Source organism: Rhodococcus sp. IEGM 1318, assembly GCF_033142465.1.
Lineage (GTDB): Bacteria > Actinomycetota > Actinomycetes > Mycobacteriales > Mycobacteriaceae > Rhodococcus_F > Rhodococcus_F qingshengii_B.
The window spans coordinates 197111-211847 of record NZ_JAWLSC010000001.1; the positions used below are offsets into that span (position 1 = coordinate 197111).

The following is a 14737-nucleotide window of genomic DNA, read 5'->3' on the forward strand; positions in this document are numbered from 1 at the left end:
GATGACTACTCTCGCCGAAGATCGCCGTGAGGAATTCAAGAAGAACATCGCAGAGTTGAAGCTGGACAAGAAGCAGGCAGGCGGCGACGCGGCGACGCGCATCGCGGGCCTGGTGCTCATGGTCGTCGGAGTGGTCGGCGCCTTCGTCGTCTACATCTCTTCGCTGACGCTTTCGGACCTGCGGGATCTGGTGTCGTACCAGATCCTCACCGTGGTTTTCCTCGCCCTGACAGTGGTCGGTGCTGCGCTCTTCCTGGCCGCATCGGTGGCAAAGGTATTGCGGCTGTGGCTGGTTCGTCAACTACTCGAGGGTCAGGCCCAGAGCGATCAGATCTCGCAGGCGCTGAGCACGCGCAACTGATCTCTGCGAAGAACCGACAGATGCCCGCCACGGAAGTTCGTGGCGGGCATCTGTCTCTGCTCGGCTACAGCTGTGTCTCGACTACACGGACGGCGGTCGGGAATCGCGTCGGATGGGATGGTCCTCCGGGATCTGCACCATCACGATCGGCGTCCCGTCCGGGTCGGCAATCCACATCTCGTGCAGTCCCCACGGTTCTTGTCTGGCCTCGCGGGCGATCTTGACCCCGGAGAGAACCAGTTCGGTCTGAGCGGCAGTGAGGTCACGGACCTGCAGCCAGATCGCGCCGCGAAAGCCACCCTCGCCGGTGCCGCCGTGCGCAGCGACTTCGATCAGCCCTTGGCCGGCGAAGAAGACTGTGCCGCCTGGATATTCACGAGCGATCGCCAGGCCGAGGGTGTCCCGGTAGAAGCTCAGCGTTCGTTCGTACTCGCTCGGGCGCAAAATCGTCCGACTGCTCAGAATCTCCACGTCCGACCTCCCCTCTCTTCACTACTGTCTCAGAAATACCAGGGATATGGTGACCAGTCGGGATCACGCTTTTCGAGGAACGAGTCGCGACCCTCGACGGCCTCGTCGGTCATGTATGCCAAACGGGTTGCCTCACCGGCGAACAACTGTTGACCGACCAACCCGTCGTCCTGCAGGTTGAACGCGTACTTGAGCATTCGCTGCGCCTGCGGCGACTTGCCGTTGATCTTGCCGGCCCAGTCGATCGCGACGTTTTCGAGTTCGGCGTGGTCGACAACCTTGTTGACGGCGCCCATCTGATGCATTTCCTCGGCGGTGTACGTCTCACCCAGGAAGAAGATCTCGCGGGCGAACTTCTGGCCCACCATCTTTGCCAGGTAGGCGCTGCCGTAGCCGCCGTCGAAGCTTCCGACGTCGGCGTCGGTCTGCTTGAACCGTGCGTGCTCGCGGCTGGCGAGGGTCAGGTCGCACACCACGTGCAGGCTGTGGCCGCCGCCCGCAGCCCAGCCGTTGACCAGGCAGATCACGACCTTCGGCATGAAGCGGATCAGGCGCTGGACCTCGAGGATGTGCAGGCGCCCTGCGCGTGCCTTGTCGACGGTGTCCGCCGTTTCTCCTTCGGCGTACTGGTAGCCGCTGCGACCACGGATGCGCTGGTCTCCGCCGGAGCAGAACGCCCAACCGCCGTCCTTCTCGCTCGGTCCGTTGCCGGTGAGGAGCACCGCGCCCACGTCCGAGGTCATCCGGGCGTGATCGAGCGCGCGGTACAACTCGTCGACGGTGTGCGGGCGGAACGCATTACGCACTTCCGGTCGGTCGAAGGCGACGCGAACGGTGCCTTGGCTGACATGCCGGTGGTAGGTGATGTCGGTGAGGTTCTCGAATCCGGGGACGGGGCGCCAGAGCTGCGGGTTGAAGGTCACCTGAGTCACGATAGAGGCAAGCGTCGCGCGTCTAACGGATACCTGAGGTAGAACACGTTCCCGGGCGCGCTAACGTGCAGGTCATGAGCGAACAAACCGCAGATGGCACGGAGATCGTCACAGACGGTGAGAACCGGGGCGGATTTCCGCGGTTCCGGCACACTCCCGCAGGTCCGGACTTCGGCCGTTTCGTCGAAGCGATGCGCAGGTTGCAGGACCTTGCGGTCTCGACCAACGTGCCCGACGACGTACTCGCAGACATCGCTACGCAGGCCGAGGAACTTGCCGATCGGTTGACGCCGTACGAGGTCCCGGAAGGCAAGTCGCCCGCGGGTTCCAACATTCAACTGCCCGGTCGCGGCAGCCTCCTCATGCTCCCGTGGATGGTCGAGAAGTTCGACACCGAAGGAGTCCGCAGTACCGGTGTCTTCCGCCGCTACCACCTGGGCGGCAACGGCGCCGCTCACGGAGGTGTCCTGCCCCTGCTTTTCGACGACGTCTTCGGGATGACGGTCCACGCGGGTGGCCGTCCGATCTCCCGCACCGGCTACCTCCACATCAACTACCGCGCCATCACTCCGCTCAACACACAACTGGTGATCGAGGGGAAGGTGGATCGGGTCGAGGGTCGCAAGACTTTTGTCAGCGCGCGCCTGACGGACCTCGACGGCAAGCTCCTCGCCGACGGTGAGGCGCTCATGATCGAACTGCTTCCAGGACAGCCCTGACATGTTCCCCTCGTTCGACGATCTGATCGCGGACGCCGCGGTGCTCGCGCTGCCGATGCGAGTTCGCTTTCGCGGCATCACGACTCGTGAGGCCTTGCTCGTTCGTGGCCCGGCCGGGTGGGGAGAATTCGCCCCGTTCGTCGAGTACGACGACGAAGAGGCGTCGCAGTGGCTGCTCGCGGGTATCGAAGCGGCGTGGCTGGGTCCGCCGCCGGCGCTTCGTGATGCAGTTCCCGTCAACGCGACAGTGCCGGCGATCGACGCGTTTGCCGTTCCGGAATTGCTGGAGCGCTTCCCCGGGGCCCGGACCGCCAAGGTCAAGGTCGCCGAGAAGGGGCAGTCTCTGGCGCAGGACGTCGCGCGGGTGAACGAGGTGCGTCGGCACATCCCGAACGTACGCGTCGACGCCAACGGCGGTTGGGGTGTGGACGAGGCGATCACGGCTTTGCGTGCGATCACCGAAGACGGTGAACTCGAATACGCCGAGCAGCCGTGTGCAAGCGTCGAGGAGCTGGTCAGGGTCCGCGCGGCGGGGACCGGTGTGCGGATCGCTGCCGACGAGAGCATTCGCCGTGCCGAGGATCCCCTGCGCGTCGTACGAGCCGGGGGAGCGGACGTAGCCGTCGTGAAGGTGCCGCCGCTGGGCGGAATGCGTGCTGTGGTGGCGCTGTCGGCGCAGCTGGCGGACTACGGGGTGCCGGTGGTGGTCTCGAGTGCGCTGGACACGGCTGTGGGGATGTCAGCGGGGCTGGCGGCCGCGGCAGCCTTGCCTTCGCTTCCGTTTGCCTGCGGCCTCGGCACCGGCGGCCTGTTCGTCCGGGATGTCGCGGTTACCGGGGCAGCTGTCGACGGTGCTTTGTCGGTGGGTGCCGTCGAGCCTGATCCGGTTCTGCTCGAGACGCTGGCCGCATCCGCGGACCGACGCGACTGGTGGCTGAAGCGGGCTCGGCGCTGCCATCGGATACTCGGCAGTAGGGACCAGCCGAATTTCGTATAGTCTCGGGCGCGACCTGATGAACATCAGTGAAGAATGAAGGGATCGAAAGTGGTTGCAGCTCTGAACGAAACCCTGCTCGAGGAATCACGGGTTCCCGCGGTCGTCGCGGACGTGCAGACCTTGATCGACGCAGAGGTTTCGGATAAGTCGGGGGCCTCAGGGCTGGCTCTCAAGGGTGGCTACGGCGCGGTCAAGAAGGTGAGCCCGTCCATCGTGCCGGACGCCGTCACCGCGCTTCTGCCGGCTTTCGTGTCAAAGCTCGAGCCGTACTGGCAGGACTTCTCGGCTTCCGGCGAAGGTAGCTTCGCCGATTTCATCAGCGCCCGCGGTGACGCGGTTGCCGATTCCCTCCTCGAGGTGACGGACGAGCGTATCGACGGCAGCGACAAGGCCGTCGTCAAGTCGATGTACTCGAAGCTGCGCGGTTCGGCCAAGAAGCATGTGACTGCAGCTCTGCCCCGTCTGGGCGAGCTGATCCAGAAGCACGCTGCCTAAGCGAACATAAAACAACGAGCGGCCCGGGAGAATCTCCCGGGCCGCTCGTTGCTTTTGATGTGTCCGTCAGTGAGCCGAATGGCCGTGGCGCCAGAAGCCGGTGAAGGTGATGTCGGTTTTGGCGAACTTCCGGTCGTTCACGAGATGCCGACGCAGCCCGGTGGTAAGCGCCTGTTCGCCGGCGACAAACGTGTACGACGGCCCCTCTGGCAGTTTGGCATCGCGGACGGTCTCGAGGGTCAGAACACCCGGTGTCGTGTGTTCTTCCTCGCGAACCAGCCAATGAACATTGACGTTCACCAGCTCCGGAATGTCTTGCTTGTCTTCGATGTTCGGAATCTCGACGAAGACCTCGGCACGCAGATCTGCGGGCGCGGTTTCCAGAATGCCGATGATCGCGGGAAGCGCACTCTCGTCGCCGACGAGCAGTTGCCACGTGGCCTCGGGAGTGGGGTTGTAGATGCACCCCTCGTCCAGGAGGGCGACCTTGTCGCCGGCCGACGCGGCGTCCGCCCACGCGGATGCCGGGCCGATGTCCCCGTGGTAGGCGAAGTCGATGTCGATTTCCGTGGTCTCGCCGAAGAGGCCTGATCCGGCCGCGCGGTAGGCGCGAATCGTGTAGTTGCGCACGACAGGTCGCGTGTCCTTGGACATCAACAGATACTGCGCGTACCAGAGATTGCTTGCCGCGCTCGGCAACCGGAGTTCACTCTGACCGAGTTGCGGGATGAACATGCGGAACCACTGATCGGCACCCATCGGTGCGATGGTGGACAGTTCCTCGCCCGCAATGGTCACTCGGATGAAACTGGGGCTGATTCGCTTGTTCGCCACGACCTGCGCCGACACGATGCTGCGTGAGGCCGGTTTCACGAACTTGGCGCGCTTGGCCATGACTGGTTGCTCCCTGATTATCTGTTACTCGTACCTAATCAGGTAACCCTAACCTGATTTAGTGTCGCTGTGGAGTGGTGGGTCTGTCCTTTTCGACGACTTCGGGCGGAAGGCCCCACTGTGCTCGGCCCAATCGACTCATCGGCGCGATAGCCGCGAAGTCCGGTAGGCCGTCGTCGGCCACGGCTTCGGGACGAACAGCGACCGCGACCACATTTCCCATCACGACAAACGAATTGCCGACCTCGATGACCTGGTGGAGCGTGCATTCGATGGCGATCGGGGAGTCGGCGACCCGGACGGGGCGAACCCGCTCACTAGGCTCACTCGCGATACCGAGCTCGAGAAATTCGTCGGCATCGGCGTCGTAGAAAGCCGAACTGGCGTTCACGACGTCCGCGAGAGGAGCCGTCGCGAGATTGACGACGAATTCGCCGGTCACTTCGATGTTGCGCAGACTGTCCTTGCGCCCGACCGACGTGAACTGCACGATCGGCGGCGCCGAACTGGCCACGGTGAAGAAGCTGTACGGAGCCAGATTGCCTACGCCGTCGGCCGACACCGTGGACACCCACGCAATCGGCCGGGGGACCACCGAAGCGGTGAGTAACTGGTAGAACCGGCGGGGTTCGAGCTCGGCTGGATCGAAGAGTGTGCGCACCCCCACATAATGCCGCTGTCCCCGCCCCTGGGCATGCTTGGGCCTGAACATCTGACACTCTTGAAGGCGTGAATCCGTCCACTGCACAAGCCACAGCCGTCGTCGACGAACTGGTTCGTGGTGGCGTGCGTGAAGTCGTGCTGTGTCCAGGCTCTCGCAACGCGCCCCTCGCATTTGCCCTACAGGCTGCCGACCTCGACGGCCGGTTGCGTCTGCACATGCGGATCGACGAGCGGACCGCAGGCTTTCTGGCACTCGGACTGGCAATCGCAGGGAAACGACCGGTCCCCATTGTGATGACCTCCGGGACCGCCGTCGCCAACCTCGGACCCGCTGTCCTCGAGGCCAACTATGCGCGAGTGCCGCTCGTCGTCCTGAGCGCGAACCGGCCGTACGAGATGCTCGGCACCGGCGCCAACCAGACCGTCGAGCAGCTTGGGCTCTTCGGCAGTCAGGTTCGCGCAACCATCAGCCTGGGCCTGGCCGAAGACGATTCGACGCAGAACAGCCAGTGGCGCTCCGCGGTCTGCCGTGTCCTCGCCGCTGCCCGCGGAACCCGATCCGGAAACGCGGGCCCCGTGCATTTCGACATCCCGCTCCGTGAGCCGCTGGTGCCGGACGTGCACGTCCAGGGACCGGTTCCGGAGGGCCGTCCCGGCGGTGCGGCCTGGACCACCACGCAGAACGCGACGCTCGACGTTCCGGTCGATCTGGACCTCACCGCGGACACGGTGGTCATCTCCGGACACGGCAGTGCACTTCGACCCGAGCTGGCCGGCTTGCCGACGGTGGCCGAGCCGACGGCTCCGATGCACGGGATCGCGCTGCATCCACTCGCTCTCTCGCAACTCAAGCCCAAGCAGGCCATCATCACCGGCCGCCCGACGCTGCATCGCCAGGTCTCGAAGGTGTTGGCCGACCCGAGCGTCGACGTCTACGCGCTGACAACCGGGCCGCGCTGGCCTGACGTGTCCGGCAACGTACTCGCCACCGGTACCAGGGCAGTGATCACCGGAACGCCAGATCCCGCGTGGATCGCTCGGTGCGCCGCGCTGACCGAACACGCCGAAACTGCCGTGCGTAAGCAACTCGACGCCCACCCCAAGGCCACCGGCCTGCACGTCGCAGCGGCCGTGATGGATGCGTTGGTGGACGGTGACCAGCTTCTGCTCGGCGCCTCCAACCCCGTTCGCGACGCGGCCCTCGTGAGCTACCCCAAGCCCGCCGTGCGGGTGCTGTCCAACCGCGGCGTCGCAGGTATCGACGGCACCGTCTCGGCGGCGGTCGGTGCCGCACTGGCGTACGAGGGTGGCCGGACCGTCGCTCTCATGGGCGACCTGACATTCCTGCACGACGCTTCCGGACTGCTGATCGGGACCGGTGAGCCGAGGCCGAGCGACCTCACCATCGTCGTCGCCAACGACGACGGCGGCGGCATCTTCGAGCTCCTCGAACAAGGCGACCCGCAGTACGCCGGAGTCTTCGAGCGAGTGTTCGGAACACCGCACGGCATGGACCTCGCTGCGCTCTGTGCGGCGTACCGCGTGCCACACGGAGCCGTCACCGTCGACGCCCTGGCCACGACGCTGGCGCAACCTGCCAACGGGATCCGTGTTCTCGAGGTCGCGACAGATCGCAGTGGGCTGCGCGAACTCCACGCTTCTGTGCGGGCACAGCTGTGACACAAACAGTTCTGCGTCGGCTCCGCATCGGCGTGCTGGTGGTTGCCGTCGGCATTTCGGTGCTCGCGGTCATCCTCGTTCTCGGTGCCTGGCGCAACGATCGGACCATCGAATCGAACATGGGGACCGCAACCGCCGAGGTGCTCTCGGCGGGCTCGCTTCGGTCGGCGATCAGCTTCGTGACACCGGACGGCGCAAATCACAACCCTGAACTCGGCGTGCTCTACCCCACCAATCTGACTGTGGGACAACGCATCGAGGTGGAGTACTACAAGACGGAGCCCGACCTGGTCAGGGTAGCCGGACGCAATGCGACCGTGGCGCTGATCCCGGCCGGATCCGTGATCGTCGTGACGTGGCTTCTGGCTGGACCGTCGATCTGGTATCTGCGCAAGCGGGAAGCGGGGGCTCCGCGATCGGCGCCGGTCGCCTCGAGTTAGTTCGCGCTTCGCCCGAACTTCACACGAACATGACGTGGACTTTTCCTGGCCCTGTCACCGTTCTCGGTGTGAGAGTAGCCATCGTTGCGGAGTCATTCCTGCCCAACATGAACGGCGTCACCAACTCGGTACTACGCGTGCTCGAACACCTCGATCGCACTGGCCACGACGCCATGGTCATTGCGCCGGACACTGTCGGATCCGATACCTCTGCCGCCACCGAACACGAAGGTGTTCAGGTGGTTCGGGTGCCCGCCGTCATGGTGCCCAAAGTCAGTTCACTTCCCGTCGGCCTGCCGCAACCACGATTGACCACGGCCGTGCGGACCTTCTCGCCCGACGTCGTGCATCTGGCGTCACCGTTCCTGCTCGGCGCCGGGGGAGTGGCCGTCGCCAAGCGGCTCGGGATCCCGACCGTCGCGGTCTACCAGACCGACGTCGCCGGATTTGCCGAAAGCTACGGTCTCGGCGTCACCAGTCGCGCCGCGTGGGCGTGGACCCGTCGAATCCACAAGAGCTGCAACAGGACCCTTGCGCCCTCCACGTCGGCAGTCGACGCCCTCGAAGAGCACGGCATTCCGCGCGTGCACCGATGGGCCCGCGGAGTCGACGCACAACGATTCGCGCCTTCGCGTCGTAGCTCGGCGTTGCGGCAGTCCTGGATCGGCGACAGCGACCGGTTGGTGGTCGGTTTCGTCGGTCGCCTCGCGCCCGAAAAGCACATCGAGCGACTGGCCGTGCTGGCGGCCGACCCCAGCGTGCAGATCGTGATCGTCGGAGACGGCCCGGATCGCGGGAACCTACAACGACTGATGCCGGACGCGATCTTCACCGGACAACTCGGCGGTACCGCGCTTGCTGACGCGTACGCCAGCCTGGACGTGTTCGTTCACCCCGGCGAGCACGAGACCTTCTGCCAGGCGGTTCAGGAAGCCCTCGCGAGCGGTGTGCCCGTCGTCGGACCGGACGCCGGTGGCCCCCGTGATCTGATCTCGCATTGCCGCAACGGCTACCTCCTGCCGACGGACAGGTTCACCGAACTCCTGCCAAGCGCCGTCGACGCACTTCGCCAGCGTGATCTGCGAGTGCAGTTCGGCTCCGCGGCGAGGCGCTCGGTGCTGCACCGGACCTGGCCGGCAATCTGCGAAGAGTTGCTCCGTCACTACGAGGACGTGCAGGGCCTCGGGCGGCGAACGGGTGCCAGAGCAGCCTGAACGCCCTCGCTGCCCGAGGGTTGGTAGCGTTTCGGGTGTGGCCACTACACACGGAACCCGAGCAACTCTCGAGAAGCAACCGCACGAAGTCGCGTCGATGTTCGACGACGTCGCGGAGCGATACGACCTCACCAACACCGTGCTGTCCTTCGGCCAGGACAAGGGGTGGCGCAAGGCCACCCGCGAAGCCCTCGACCTCAAGCCGGGCGAGAAGGTACTCGACCTCGCCGCCGGAACCGGAGTCTCGACCGTCGAACTGGGGCGCTCCGGTGCCTGGTGCGTCGCCACCGACTTCTCCAAGGGAATGCTCAAGGCCGGAATCTCACGCAAAGTTCCGATGGTCGCAGGTGACGCGATGTACCTGCCCTATGCCGACAACGTGTTCGATGCCGCGACGATTTCCTTCGGCCTGCGCAACGTCTCCGACTTCGAAGCCGGACTGCGCGAGATCGCCCGGGTAACCAAGCCTGGCGGACGCCTCGTCGTCAGCGAGTTCTCGACGCCAGTCTTCGGGCCGTTCCGCACGGTCTACATGGAGTACCTCATGAAGGCGCTCCCGCAGGTCGCACGCACCGTCAGCAGCAACCCCGACGCCTACGTCTACCTCGCCGAATCGATCCGCGCCTGGCCGACCCAGGAAGAGTTGGCCCGCAAGATCGAGGCTGCCGGGTGGAAGAACGTCAAGTGGCGCAACCTCACCGGCGGCATCGTGGCGCTGCATTACGCCACTGCCTGACCCGCACAGCAATTGCTCAACCGAACAGCGGTCGCGAGTCGATCTTTCTCGACGCGGCTCCTGACGCGCGCCAGGCCTTCGCCGTCAGATCGGCGTCGGCATCGGTGACGAGGTTTCCCATAACCCGGACGGCAACCGTCATCAGTGCTCGTGAACGCATCGCAATCGGACCTGACGCGGGCAGGAACTGCGGAACAGTCAGCAGGCCTGCGAGCCGGCGCGCGACCGAGAACGCCTGACCGTAATGCTCCCGAAGTACGGTCGGCCACAGCTGCGTCAGGTCGTCGGCGCCGAGCTGTTCGACCACCAAACGTCCGCCTTCGAGGCCGTAGTCGATGCCCTCACCGTTGAGCGGGTTCACGCACGCTGCGGCGTCGCCGATCACGGCCCAGTTGCGTCCGGCGATGTTGGAGACGGCGCCGCCCATTGGCAGCAAAGCCGAAGCTACGGAATGTATTTCGCTGCTCCACTGCCACTCGGTTCGGCGCTGATCGGTGTACAAGTCGAGCAGGGGACGCAGGGCGCCCGGCGCCGGACGCTTGGACGTCGCCAGTGTCCCGACGCCGATGTTCACCTCGCCGGTGCCGAGCGGGAAGATCCAGCCGTACCCCGCCTGCAACGTGCCCTCCGCGTCCCGCAGTTCCAGATGCGAGGTGATCCACGGATCGGCGCTGCGCGGCGTCGCGACATACGCGCGTGCCGCGACGCCGTACGCGGTGTCCCGGTGCCACTGACGACCCAGCTTCTTGCCGAGCGTCGAGCGAACGCCGTCGGCGATGATCAGCGTCCGACAACGAAGGGTGCTGCGTCCCGAAGGGCCGGCGAGCACGACGGCGGCTACGCGATCACCGTCGAGTTCGACGTCGACAGCCTTGGTGCCCTCGACCATGACCGCGCCGGATTCGACGGCGCACCGGCGAATGGCGTCGTCGAGTTCGGTGCGGGGGATGGCACTGCCGATCGGTGGGAAGGATGTTCCTGGCCACTCGAGTTCGAGTTCTTGACCGAAGCCGGACAACCGCAGGCCCTTGTTCGTCGTATGTGACCGAACCCACTCACCGAGGCCGAGGAGATCCAGTTCGGCTACGGCGCGCGGAGTGAGTCCATCACCACAAGTCTTGTCTCGCGGGAACACGGCAGCGTCCACCAGCACGACGTCTCGGCCGCTGCGGGCGGCCCATGCAGCGGCCGAAGAACCCGCGGGACCTGCGCCGATAACCACAATGTCGGTTTCGGTCGGAAGCGAATCGACGACGGGGGACTGCTCTTCTACGGACACACTCACATCTTCCCAGGCTCGCGATCGCCACCGTGGCGAGGCCGTCCCGAGCGCGAACCGCTAGGTTCACTACCGTGGGAACCGAGCCGTCACTGACGACAGGAATGGGTACTGACATCGTGAGCACCGAAAAGACTGCTGCCGACGCAACCGCATCGAGCACCGTCGTTGCAGGCATCGACCTGGGCGACGAACAGCTCGCCGCAGTAGTGCGTGGTGGACTCTCCGATGTCGAGGAGTTGTTGGTCAGCGAGCTGTCCGACGGCGAAGACTTCCTCACCGAGGCAGCGCTGCACCTCGCGCGCGCCGGGGGAAAGCGCTTCCGTCCGTTGTTCACGATCCTGACCGCGCAACTCGGACCGGTGCCGAACGATCCGTCGATCATCACCGCAGCGACCGTCACCGAACTCGTTCACCTCGCAACGCTCTATCACGACGACGTCATGGACGAGGCGTCCATGCGGCGCGGGGCACCCAGCGCAAACGCCCGCTGGGGAAACAGCGTGGCGATCCTGGCCGGCGACTACCTGTTCGCACACGCGTCGCGCCTGGTGTCGACGCTCGGGCCCGAAGCAGTTCGGATCATCGCCGAGACCTTCGCCGAGCTGGTCACCGGCCAGATGCGCGAGACGATCGGCGTCAAGAAAGAGCAGGATCCGGTCGAGCATTACCTCAAGGTCGTGTGGGAGAAGACCGGTTCGCTGATCGCTGCCTCCGGACGATTCGGCGGTACCTTCTCCGGCGCCGACGCAGCCCACATCGAGCGCCTCGAGCGCCTGGGTGACGCCGTCGGCACCGCGTTCCAGATCTCCGACGACATCATCGACATCTCGTCCGTATCGGCGCAGTCCGGTAAGACACCTGGCACCGACCTACGCGAGGGCGTCCATACCCTGCCCGTCTTGTACGCGTTCCGCGAAGAAGGAGCCGACGCGGATCGCCTGCGGGAGCTGCTCGCGGGCCCGGTTACCGAAGACGCCCTGGTAGAAGAAGCCCTCGAACTGCTCGAACGTTCGCCGGGCATGGCCAAGGCGAAGGCAAAGCTGGGTGAGTACGCCGTCGCGGCGAAGGCTCAGTTGGCCGAACTGCCCCAGGGGCCCGCCAACGAAGCGCTGGTGCGTCTCGTGGACTACACGATCGAACGAGTCGGCTGACACCTCGACGAATCGGGGCTACCGGGTGGAAACCCGGACGAGCTCTGGGTGGGAACCCTGATGACCCTGTCCTTCGTTGACTGAACAGACCCGGTGCACACGCCGGGGAGTTCGGGTGAGCCTTCGGCTCCGGCGAGGCAAGAGGTGAGCGGTTTGCACGGCTACGCGAACGGTGCGAAGACATTCGGGTTGTTGGTGGGGATGTCGGCGCTGATCGTCTTCATCGGCTCGCTGTTCAACAGCCCGTTCCTTCTGTGGGGATCCGTTCTGTTTGCCGTAGGCATGAATGCCTACGTGTACTTCAACAGCGACAAGCTGGCTCTTCGGTCGATGCGCGCCCAGCCCATCACCGAGGTCGAGGCACCGGCGATCTACCGGATCGTGCGCGAACTCGCCACGACGGCGCACCAACCGATGCCCAGGCTGTACATCAGCCCCACGAACGCCCCGAACGCGTTTGCCACCGGTCGTAGCCCTCGTCATGCCGCGGTGTGCGTGACCAGCGGCATCATGCAGATCCTGAACGAACGCGAATTGCGGGCCGTGCTCGGGCACGAACTCTCCCACGTCTACAACCGGGACATTCTGATCTCGTCCGTGGCCGGCGCGATGGCCAGCGTCATCTCGGGCCTGGCCAACTTCGCGATGTACGCGAGCATCTTCGGCGGACGAGGGAACGGGCAGGGAAGTAATCCGATCGCGCTGCTGCTCGTTTCACTCCTGGGACCGATAGCTGCAACCGTGGTCAAACTGGCCGTCTCGCGCTCTCGCGAGTATCAGGCGGATCAATCGGGAGCCGAGCTCACCGGTGACCCGTTGGCGTTGGCGTCGGCGCTGCGCAAGCTCGAGTCGGGCGTCGCGGCCGCGCCGTTGCCGCCCGAGCCGAAGCTCGCGGCGCAGTCCCACTTGATGATCGCCAACCCCTTCAGGGCGGGGGACAAGGTGAGCAAGCTGTTCTCGACGCATCCGCCTATGGCGGACCGGATCGAGCGTTTGGAGAAGATGGCAGGGATGTAGGGCCTTCGGCCCCTGTGCGCCTTTCTGGTCGTCGGAACTACCAAAAAGGCGCACAGGGGCGCAGCCCCTACTACCGGTAGTTCACGAACTGCAGGGCGATCCCGAAGTCCTCACCCTTGAGCAAGGAGATGACCCCCTGGAGGTCGTCGCGCTTCTTGCTGCTCACACGAAGTTCCTCACCCTGGATCTGCGCCTTGACGCCCTTGGGACCCTCGTCGCGGATCTTCTTGGTGATCTTCTTCGCGTTCTCGCTGCTGATGCCCTGGACCAGGGTTCCGGACAGCTTGTAGATCTTTCCGGACTGCGCCGGCTCGCCGGCATCGAATGCCTTCAGCGAAATGTCACGACGGATCAACTTCTCCTTGAACACGTCGAGGGCGGCCAGCAGTCGCTCCTCGGTGTCGGCGTTCAACGTGATCGTCTCTTCACCAGACCACTCGATCGACGCTCCCGTGTTTCGGAAGTCGAAACGCGTGGTCAACTCCTTGGCAGCCTGATGTAGGGCGTTGTCCACCTCTTGACGGTCAACCTTGCTCACCACGTCGAAGGACGAATCAGCCACTTCACACTCCCGCTTTCCGGTAGTTCACGAACATCGAGTTCCGCCCACCTTCCATACCGGTGGACACCTCGACGTTATCGGGTCGGCACCGCCCGTTACCACCCGGTTTGCAAAATGGGGGTGTGTTCGTTGTATTCTTCTCACCGCACCGAGGAAGCCGTTTTCGGCCGCCGCACGTCGCGATATACTTGCGAATGCGCCGGATCGAAGCCTGGTGCAAGCACGGCAGATTGCCCGAGCGGCCAATGGGAGCGGACTGTAAATCCGTCGGCTTATGCCTACGTAGGTTCGAATCCTACATCTGCCACACCAAGTCAGCCCCGATTCTCTTTCCGAGAATCGGGGCTGACTTTTTTGTGCTTGTGCCGAGGTCGAGCGCGCGTTGGCGACGCAGGAGCCGGCTGCGGCTCAGGGGCGTCGGGGGCGCAGGGGCCTCGGGATGGGCCCCGGGGGATGGTTTCGGGGGAGTGCGGGGCCAAGTTGGTTCCCGCAAAGCCCTCGCCACAGGCCCCGATCGGTGCAAGAATGGGCTCCGGCACCATTTTTGCCCCGATGACCAGCGGATTTGGTGCTGGCGCTCGTTCGTGTGTAATCTTTCGGAGGCTTCAAGAGAGCGGCAACGCGCTCCTGAGCCACGCCCCCTTAGCTCAGTCGGTAGAGCGTTTCCATGGTAAGGAAAAGGTCAACGGTTCGATTCCGTTAGGGGGCTCGCTGGATTGTGGTGCCGTGCTTTCCGCGCGACACTCGACACCGAGGCGGTGTAGCTCAGTTGGTAGAGCAAACGACTCATAATCGTTGCGTCGCCGGTTCAAGTCCGGTCACCGCTACACAATATGCATGATCCACCCTGATTGCTCGTAATCAGATACACCCGAAAGAAGGCATCCCGTGGCCTCCTCGACCGACGTTCGGCCCAAGATCACCTTGGCCTGCGAGGTATGCAAGCACCGCAACTACATCACCAAGAAGAATCGGCGCAACGACCCCGATCGCCTGGAGCTCAAGAAGTTCTGCCCCAACTGCGGAACCCACCAGTCGCATCGCGAGTCGAAGTAGTAAGTCCTTAACAGGACGACGATTTTCGCGGAAGACCCTCTCCGGGCCTGCGTCTTCGGGTCCTAGC

17 protein-coding genes and 3 tRNA genes are annotated in these 14737 nt (G+C 64.6%); 14 read left to right on the forward strand and 6 right to left on the reverse strand.

Annotated elements, in window-relative coordinates:
• Position 1: 1 nt before the first annotated feature.
• A complete protein-coding gene (locus R4P65_RS00985; RefSeq protein WP_260646556.1) occupies positions 2–361 on the forward strand; it encodes a hypothetical protein in 360 nt (119 codons plus the stop codon).
• Positions 362–442: 81 nt separating this feature from the next.
• On the opposite strand, the gene R4P65_RS00990 is transcribed toward R4P65_RS00985, so the two are convergent.
• Entirely contained in the window at positions 443–832 is a 390-nt protein-coding gene (locus R4P65_RS00990; RefSeq protein ID WP_317825147.1) for a VOC family protein, read from the reverse strand.
• 29 nt (positions 833–861) lie between these two features.
• Positions 862–1755, reverse strand: a complete 894-nt coding sequence (locus tag R4P65_RS00995; RefSeq protein WP_024487301.1) for a 1,4-dihydroxy-2-naphthoyl-CoA synthase — start codon at positions 1753–1755, stop codon at positions 862–864.
• An 83-nt stretch (positions 1756–1838) separates the two neighbouring features.
• Between R4P65_RS00995 and R4P65_RS01000 the strand changes: the two genes are divergently transcribed.
• Genes R4P65_RS01000 through R4P65_RS01010 form a run of 3 tightly spaced genes read left to right on the forward strand, consistent with a single transcriptional unit; the run spans position 1839 to position 3975 of the window.
• Positions 1839–2483 carry a PaaI family thioesterase gene (locus tag R4P65_RS01000; protein WP_317825148.1) on the forward strand — a complete coding sequence of 215 codons (645 nt, stop codon included), beginning with the start codon at positions 1839–1841 and terminating at the stop codon, positions 2481–2483.
• Between the two features lies 1 nt (position 2484).
• On the forward strand, positions 2485–3480 hold the full coding sequence (locus tag R4P65_RS01005; protein ID WP_317825149.1) for an o-succinylbenzoate synthase: 996 nt from the start codon (positions 2485–2487) through the stop codon (positions 3478–3480).
• A gap of 48 nt (positions 3481–3528) precedes the next feature.
• On the forward strand, positions 3529–3975 hold the full coding sequence (locus tag R4P65_RS01010; RefSeq protein WP_230812140.1) for a DUF6918 family protein: 447 nt from the start codon (positions 3529–3531) through the stop codon (positions 3973–3975).
• 66 nt (positions 3976–4041) lie between these two features.
• On the opposite strand, the gene R4P65_RS01015 is transcribed toward R4P65_RS01010, so the two are convergent.
• Together R4P65_RS01015 and R4P65_RS01020 are read right to left on the reverse strand one after the other, a co-directional pair.
• Positions 4042–4869 (reverse strand): siderophore-interacting protein, encoded by an 828-nt coding sequence (locus R4P65_RS01015; protein WP_317825150.1) that lies wholly within the window; start codon positions 4867–4869, stop codon positions 4042–4044.
• 58 nt (positions 4870–4927) lie between these two features.
• Complete coding sequence (locus R4P65_RS01020) at positions 4928–5530, reverse strand: flavin reductase family protein (protein ID WP_317825151.1); 603 nt, start codon at positions 5528–5530, stop codon at positions 4928–4930.
• Between the two features lie 68 nt (positions 5531–5598).
• On the opposite strand from R4P65_RS01020, the gene menD reads away from it, so the two are divergent.
• The 4 genes from menD to R4P65_RS01040 all read left to right on the forward strand — a co-directional run bounded on the left by menD (position 5599) and on the right by R4P65_RS01040 (position 9602).
• The gene (gene menD / locus R4P65_RS01025) at positions 5599–7212 is read left to right on the forward strand and encodes a 2-succinyl-5-enolpyruvyl-6-hydroxy-3-cyclohexene-1-carboxylic-acid synthase (protein WP_317825152.1); all 1614 of its coding nucleotides are present in this window, start codon (positions 5599–5601) and stop codon (positions 7210–7212) included.
• Positions 7209–7652, forward strand: a complete 444-nt coding sequence (locus R4P65_RS01030; RefSeq protein WP_317825153.1) for a DUF3592 domain-containing protein — start codon at positions 7209–7211, stop codon at positions 7650–7652. The genes menD and R4P65_RS01030 overlap by 4 nt, the downstream gene beginning before the upstream one ends.
• A 68-nt stretch (positions 7653–7720) precedes the next feature.
• Entirely contained in the window at positions 7721–8866 is a 1146-nt protein-coding gene (locus tag R4P65_RS01035; RefSeq protein WP_317825154.1) for a glycosyltransferase family 1 protein, read from the forward strand.
• Positions 8867–8903: 37 nt separating this feature from the next.
• On the forward strand, positions 8904–9602 hold the full coding sequence (locus tag R4P65_RS01040) for a demethylmenaquinone methyltransferase (RefSeq protein ID WP_003941879.1): 699 nt from the start codon (positions 8904–8906) through the stop codon (positions 9600–9602).
• Between the two features lie 16 nt (positions 9603–9618).
• On the opposite strand, the gene R4P65_RS01045 is transcribed toward R4P65_RS01040, so the two are convergent.
• Positions 9619–10881: a geranylgeranyl reductase family protein gene (locus R4P65_RS01045; protein WP_411742499.1), complete on the reverse strand. Its 1263-nt coding sequence runs from the start codon at positions 10879–10881 to the stop codon at positions 9619–9621.
• Between the two features lie 104 nt (positions 10882–10985).
• Between R4P65_RS01045 and R4P65_RS01050 the strand changes: the two genes are divergently transcribed.
• Positions 10986–12035 carry a polyprenyl synthetase family protein gene (locus R4P65_RS01050; RefSeq protein WP_317825156.1) on the forward strand — a complete coding sequence of 350 codons (1050 nt, stop codon included), beginning with the start codon at positions 10986–10988 and terminating at the stop codon, positions 12033–12035.
• A 153-nt stretch (positions 12036–12188) separates the two neighbouring features.
• On the forward strand, positions 12189–13052 hold the full coding sequence (htpX, locus tag R4P65_RS01055) for a zinc metalloprotease HtpX (protein ID WP_029254860.1): 864 nt from the start codon (positions 12189–12191) through the stop codon (positions 13050–13052).
• A 70-nt stretch (positions 13053–13122) separates the two neighbouring features.
• Here the strand turns inward: htpX and R4P65_RS01060 are convergent, their stop codons facing one another.
• Positions 13123–13614, reverse strand: a complete 492-nt coding sequence (locus R4P65_RS01060; RefSeq protein WP_003941854.1) for a YajQ family cyclic di-GMP-binding protein — start codon at positions 13612–13614, stop codon at positions 13123–13125.
• Positions 13615–13838: 224 nt separating this feature from the next.
• Here R4P65_RS01060 and R4P65_RS01065 point away from each other — a divergent pair.
• From R4P65_RS01065 to rpmG, 4 genes are all read left to right on the forward strand, one after another.
• A tRNA-Tyr gene (locus R4P65_RS01065) sits at positions 13839–13921 on the forward strand.
• 329 nt (positions 13922–14250) lie between these two features.
• Positions 14251–14323 (forward strand) — tRNA-Thr (locus R4P65_RS01070).
• 45 nt (positions 14324–14368) lie between these two features.
• Positions 14369–14441 (forward strand) — tRNA-Met (locus R4P65_RS01075).
• A gap of 61 nt (positions 14442–14502) precedes the next feature.
• Positions 14503–14670: a 50S ribosomal protein L33 gene (gene rpmG / locus R4P65_RS01080; RefSeq protein WP_003941903.1), complete on the forward strand. Its 168-nt coding sequence runs from the start codon at positions 14503–14505 to the stop codon at positions 14668–14670.
• Positions 14671–14737: the final 67 nt, after the last annotated feature.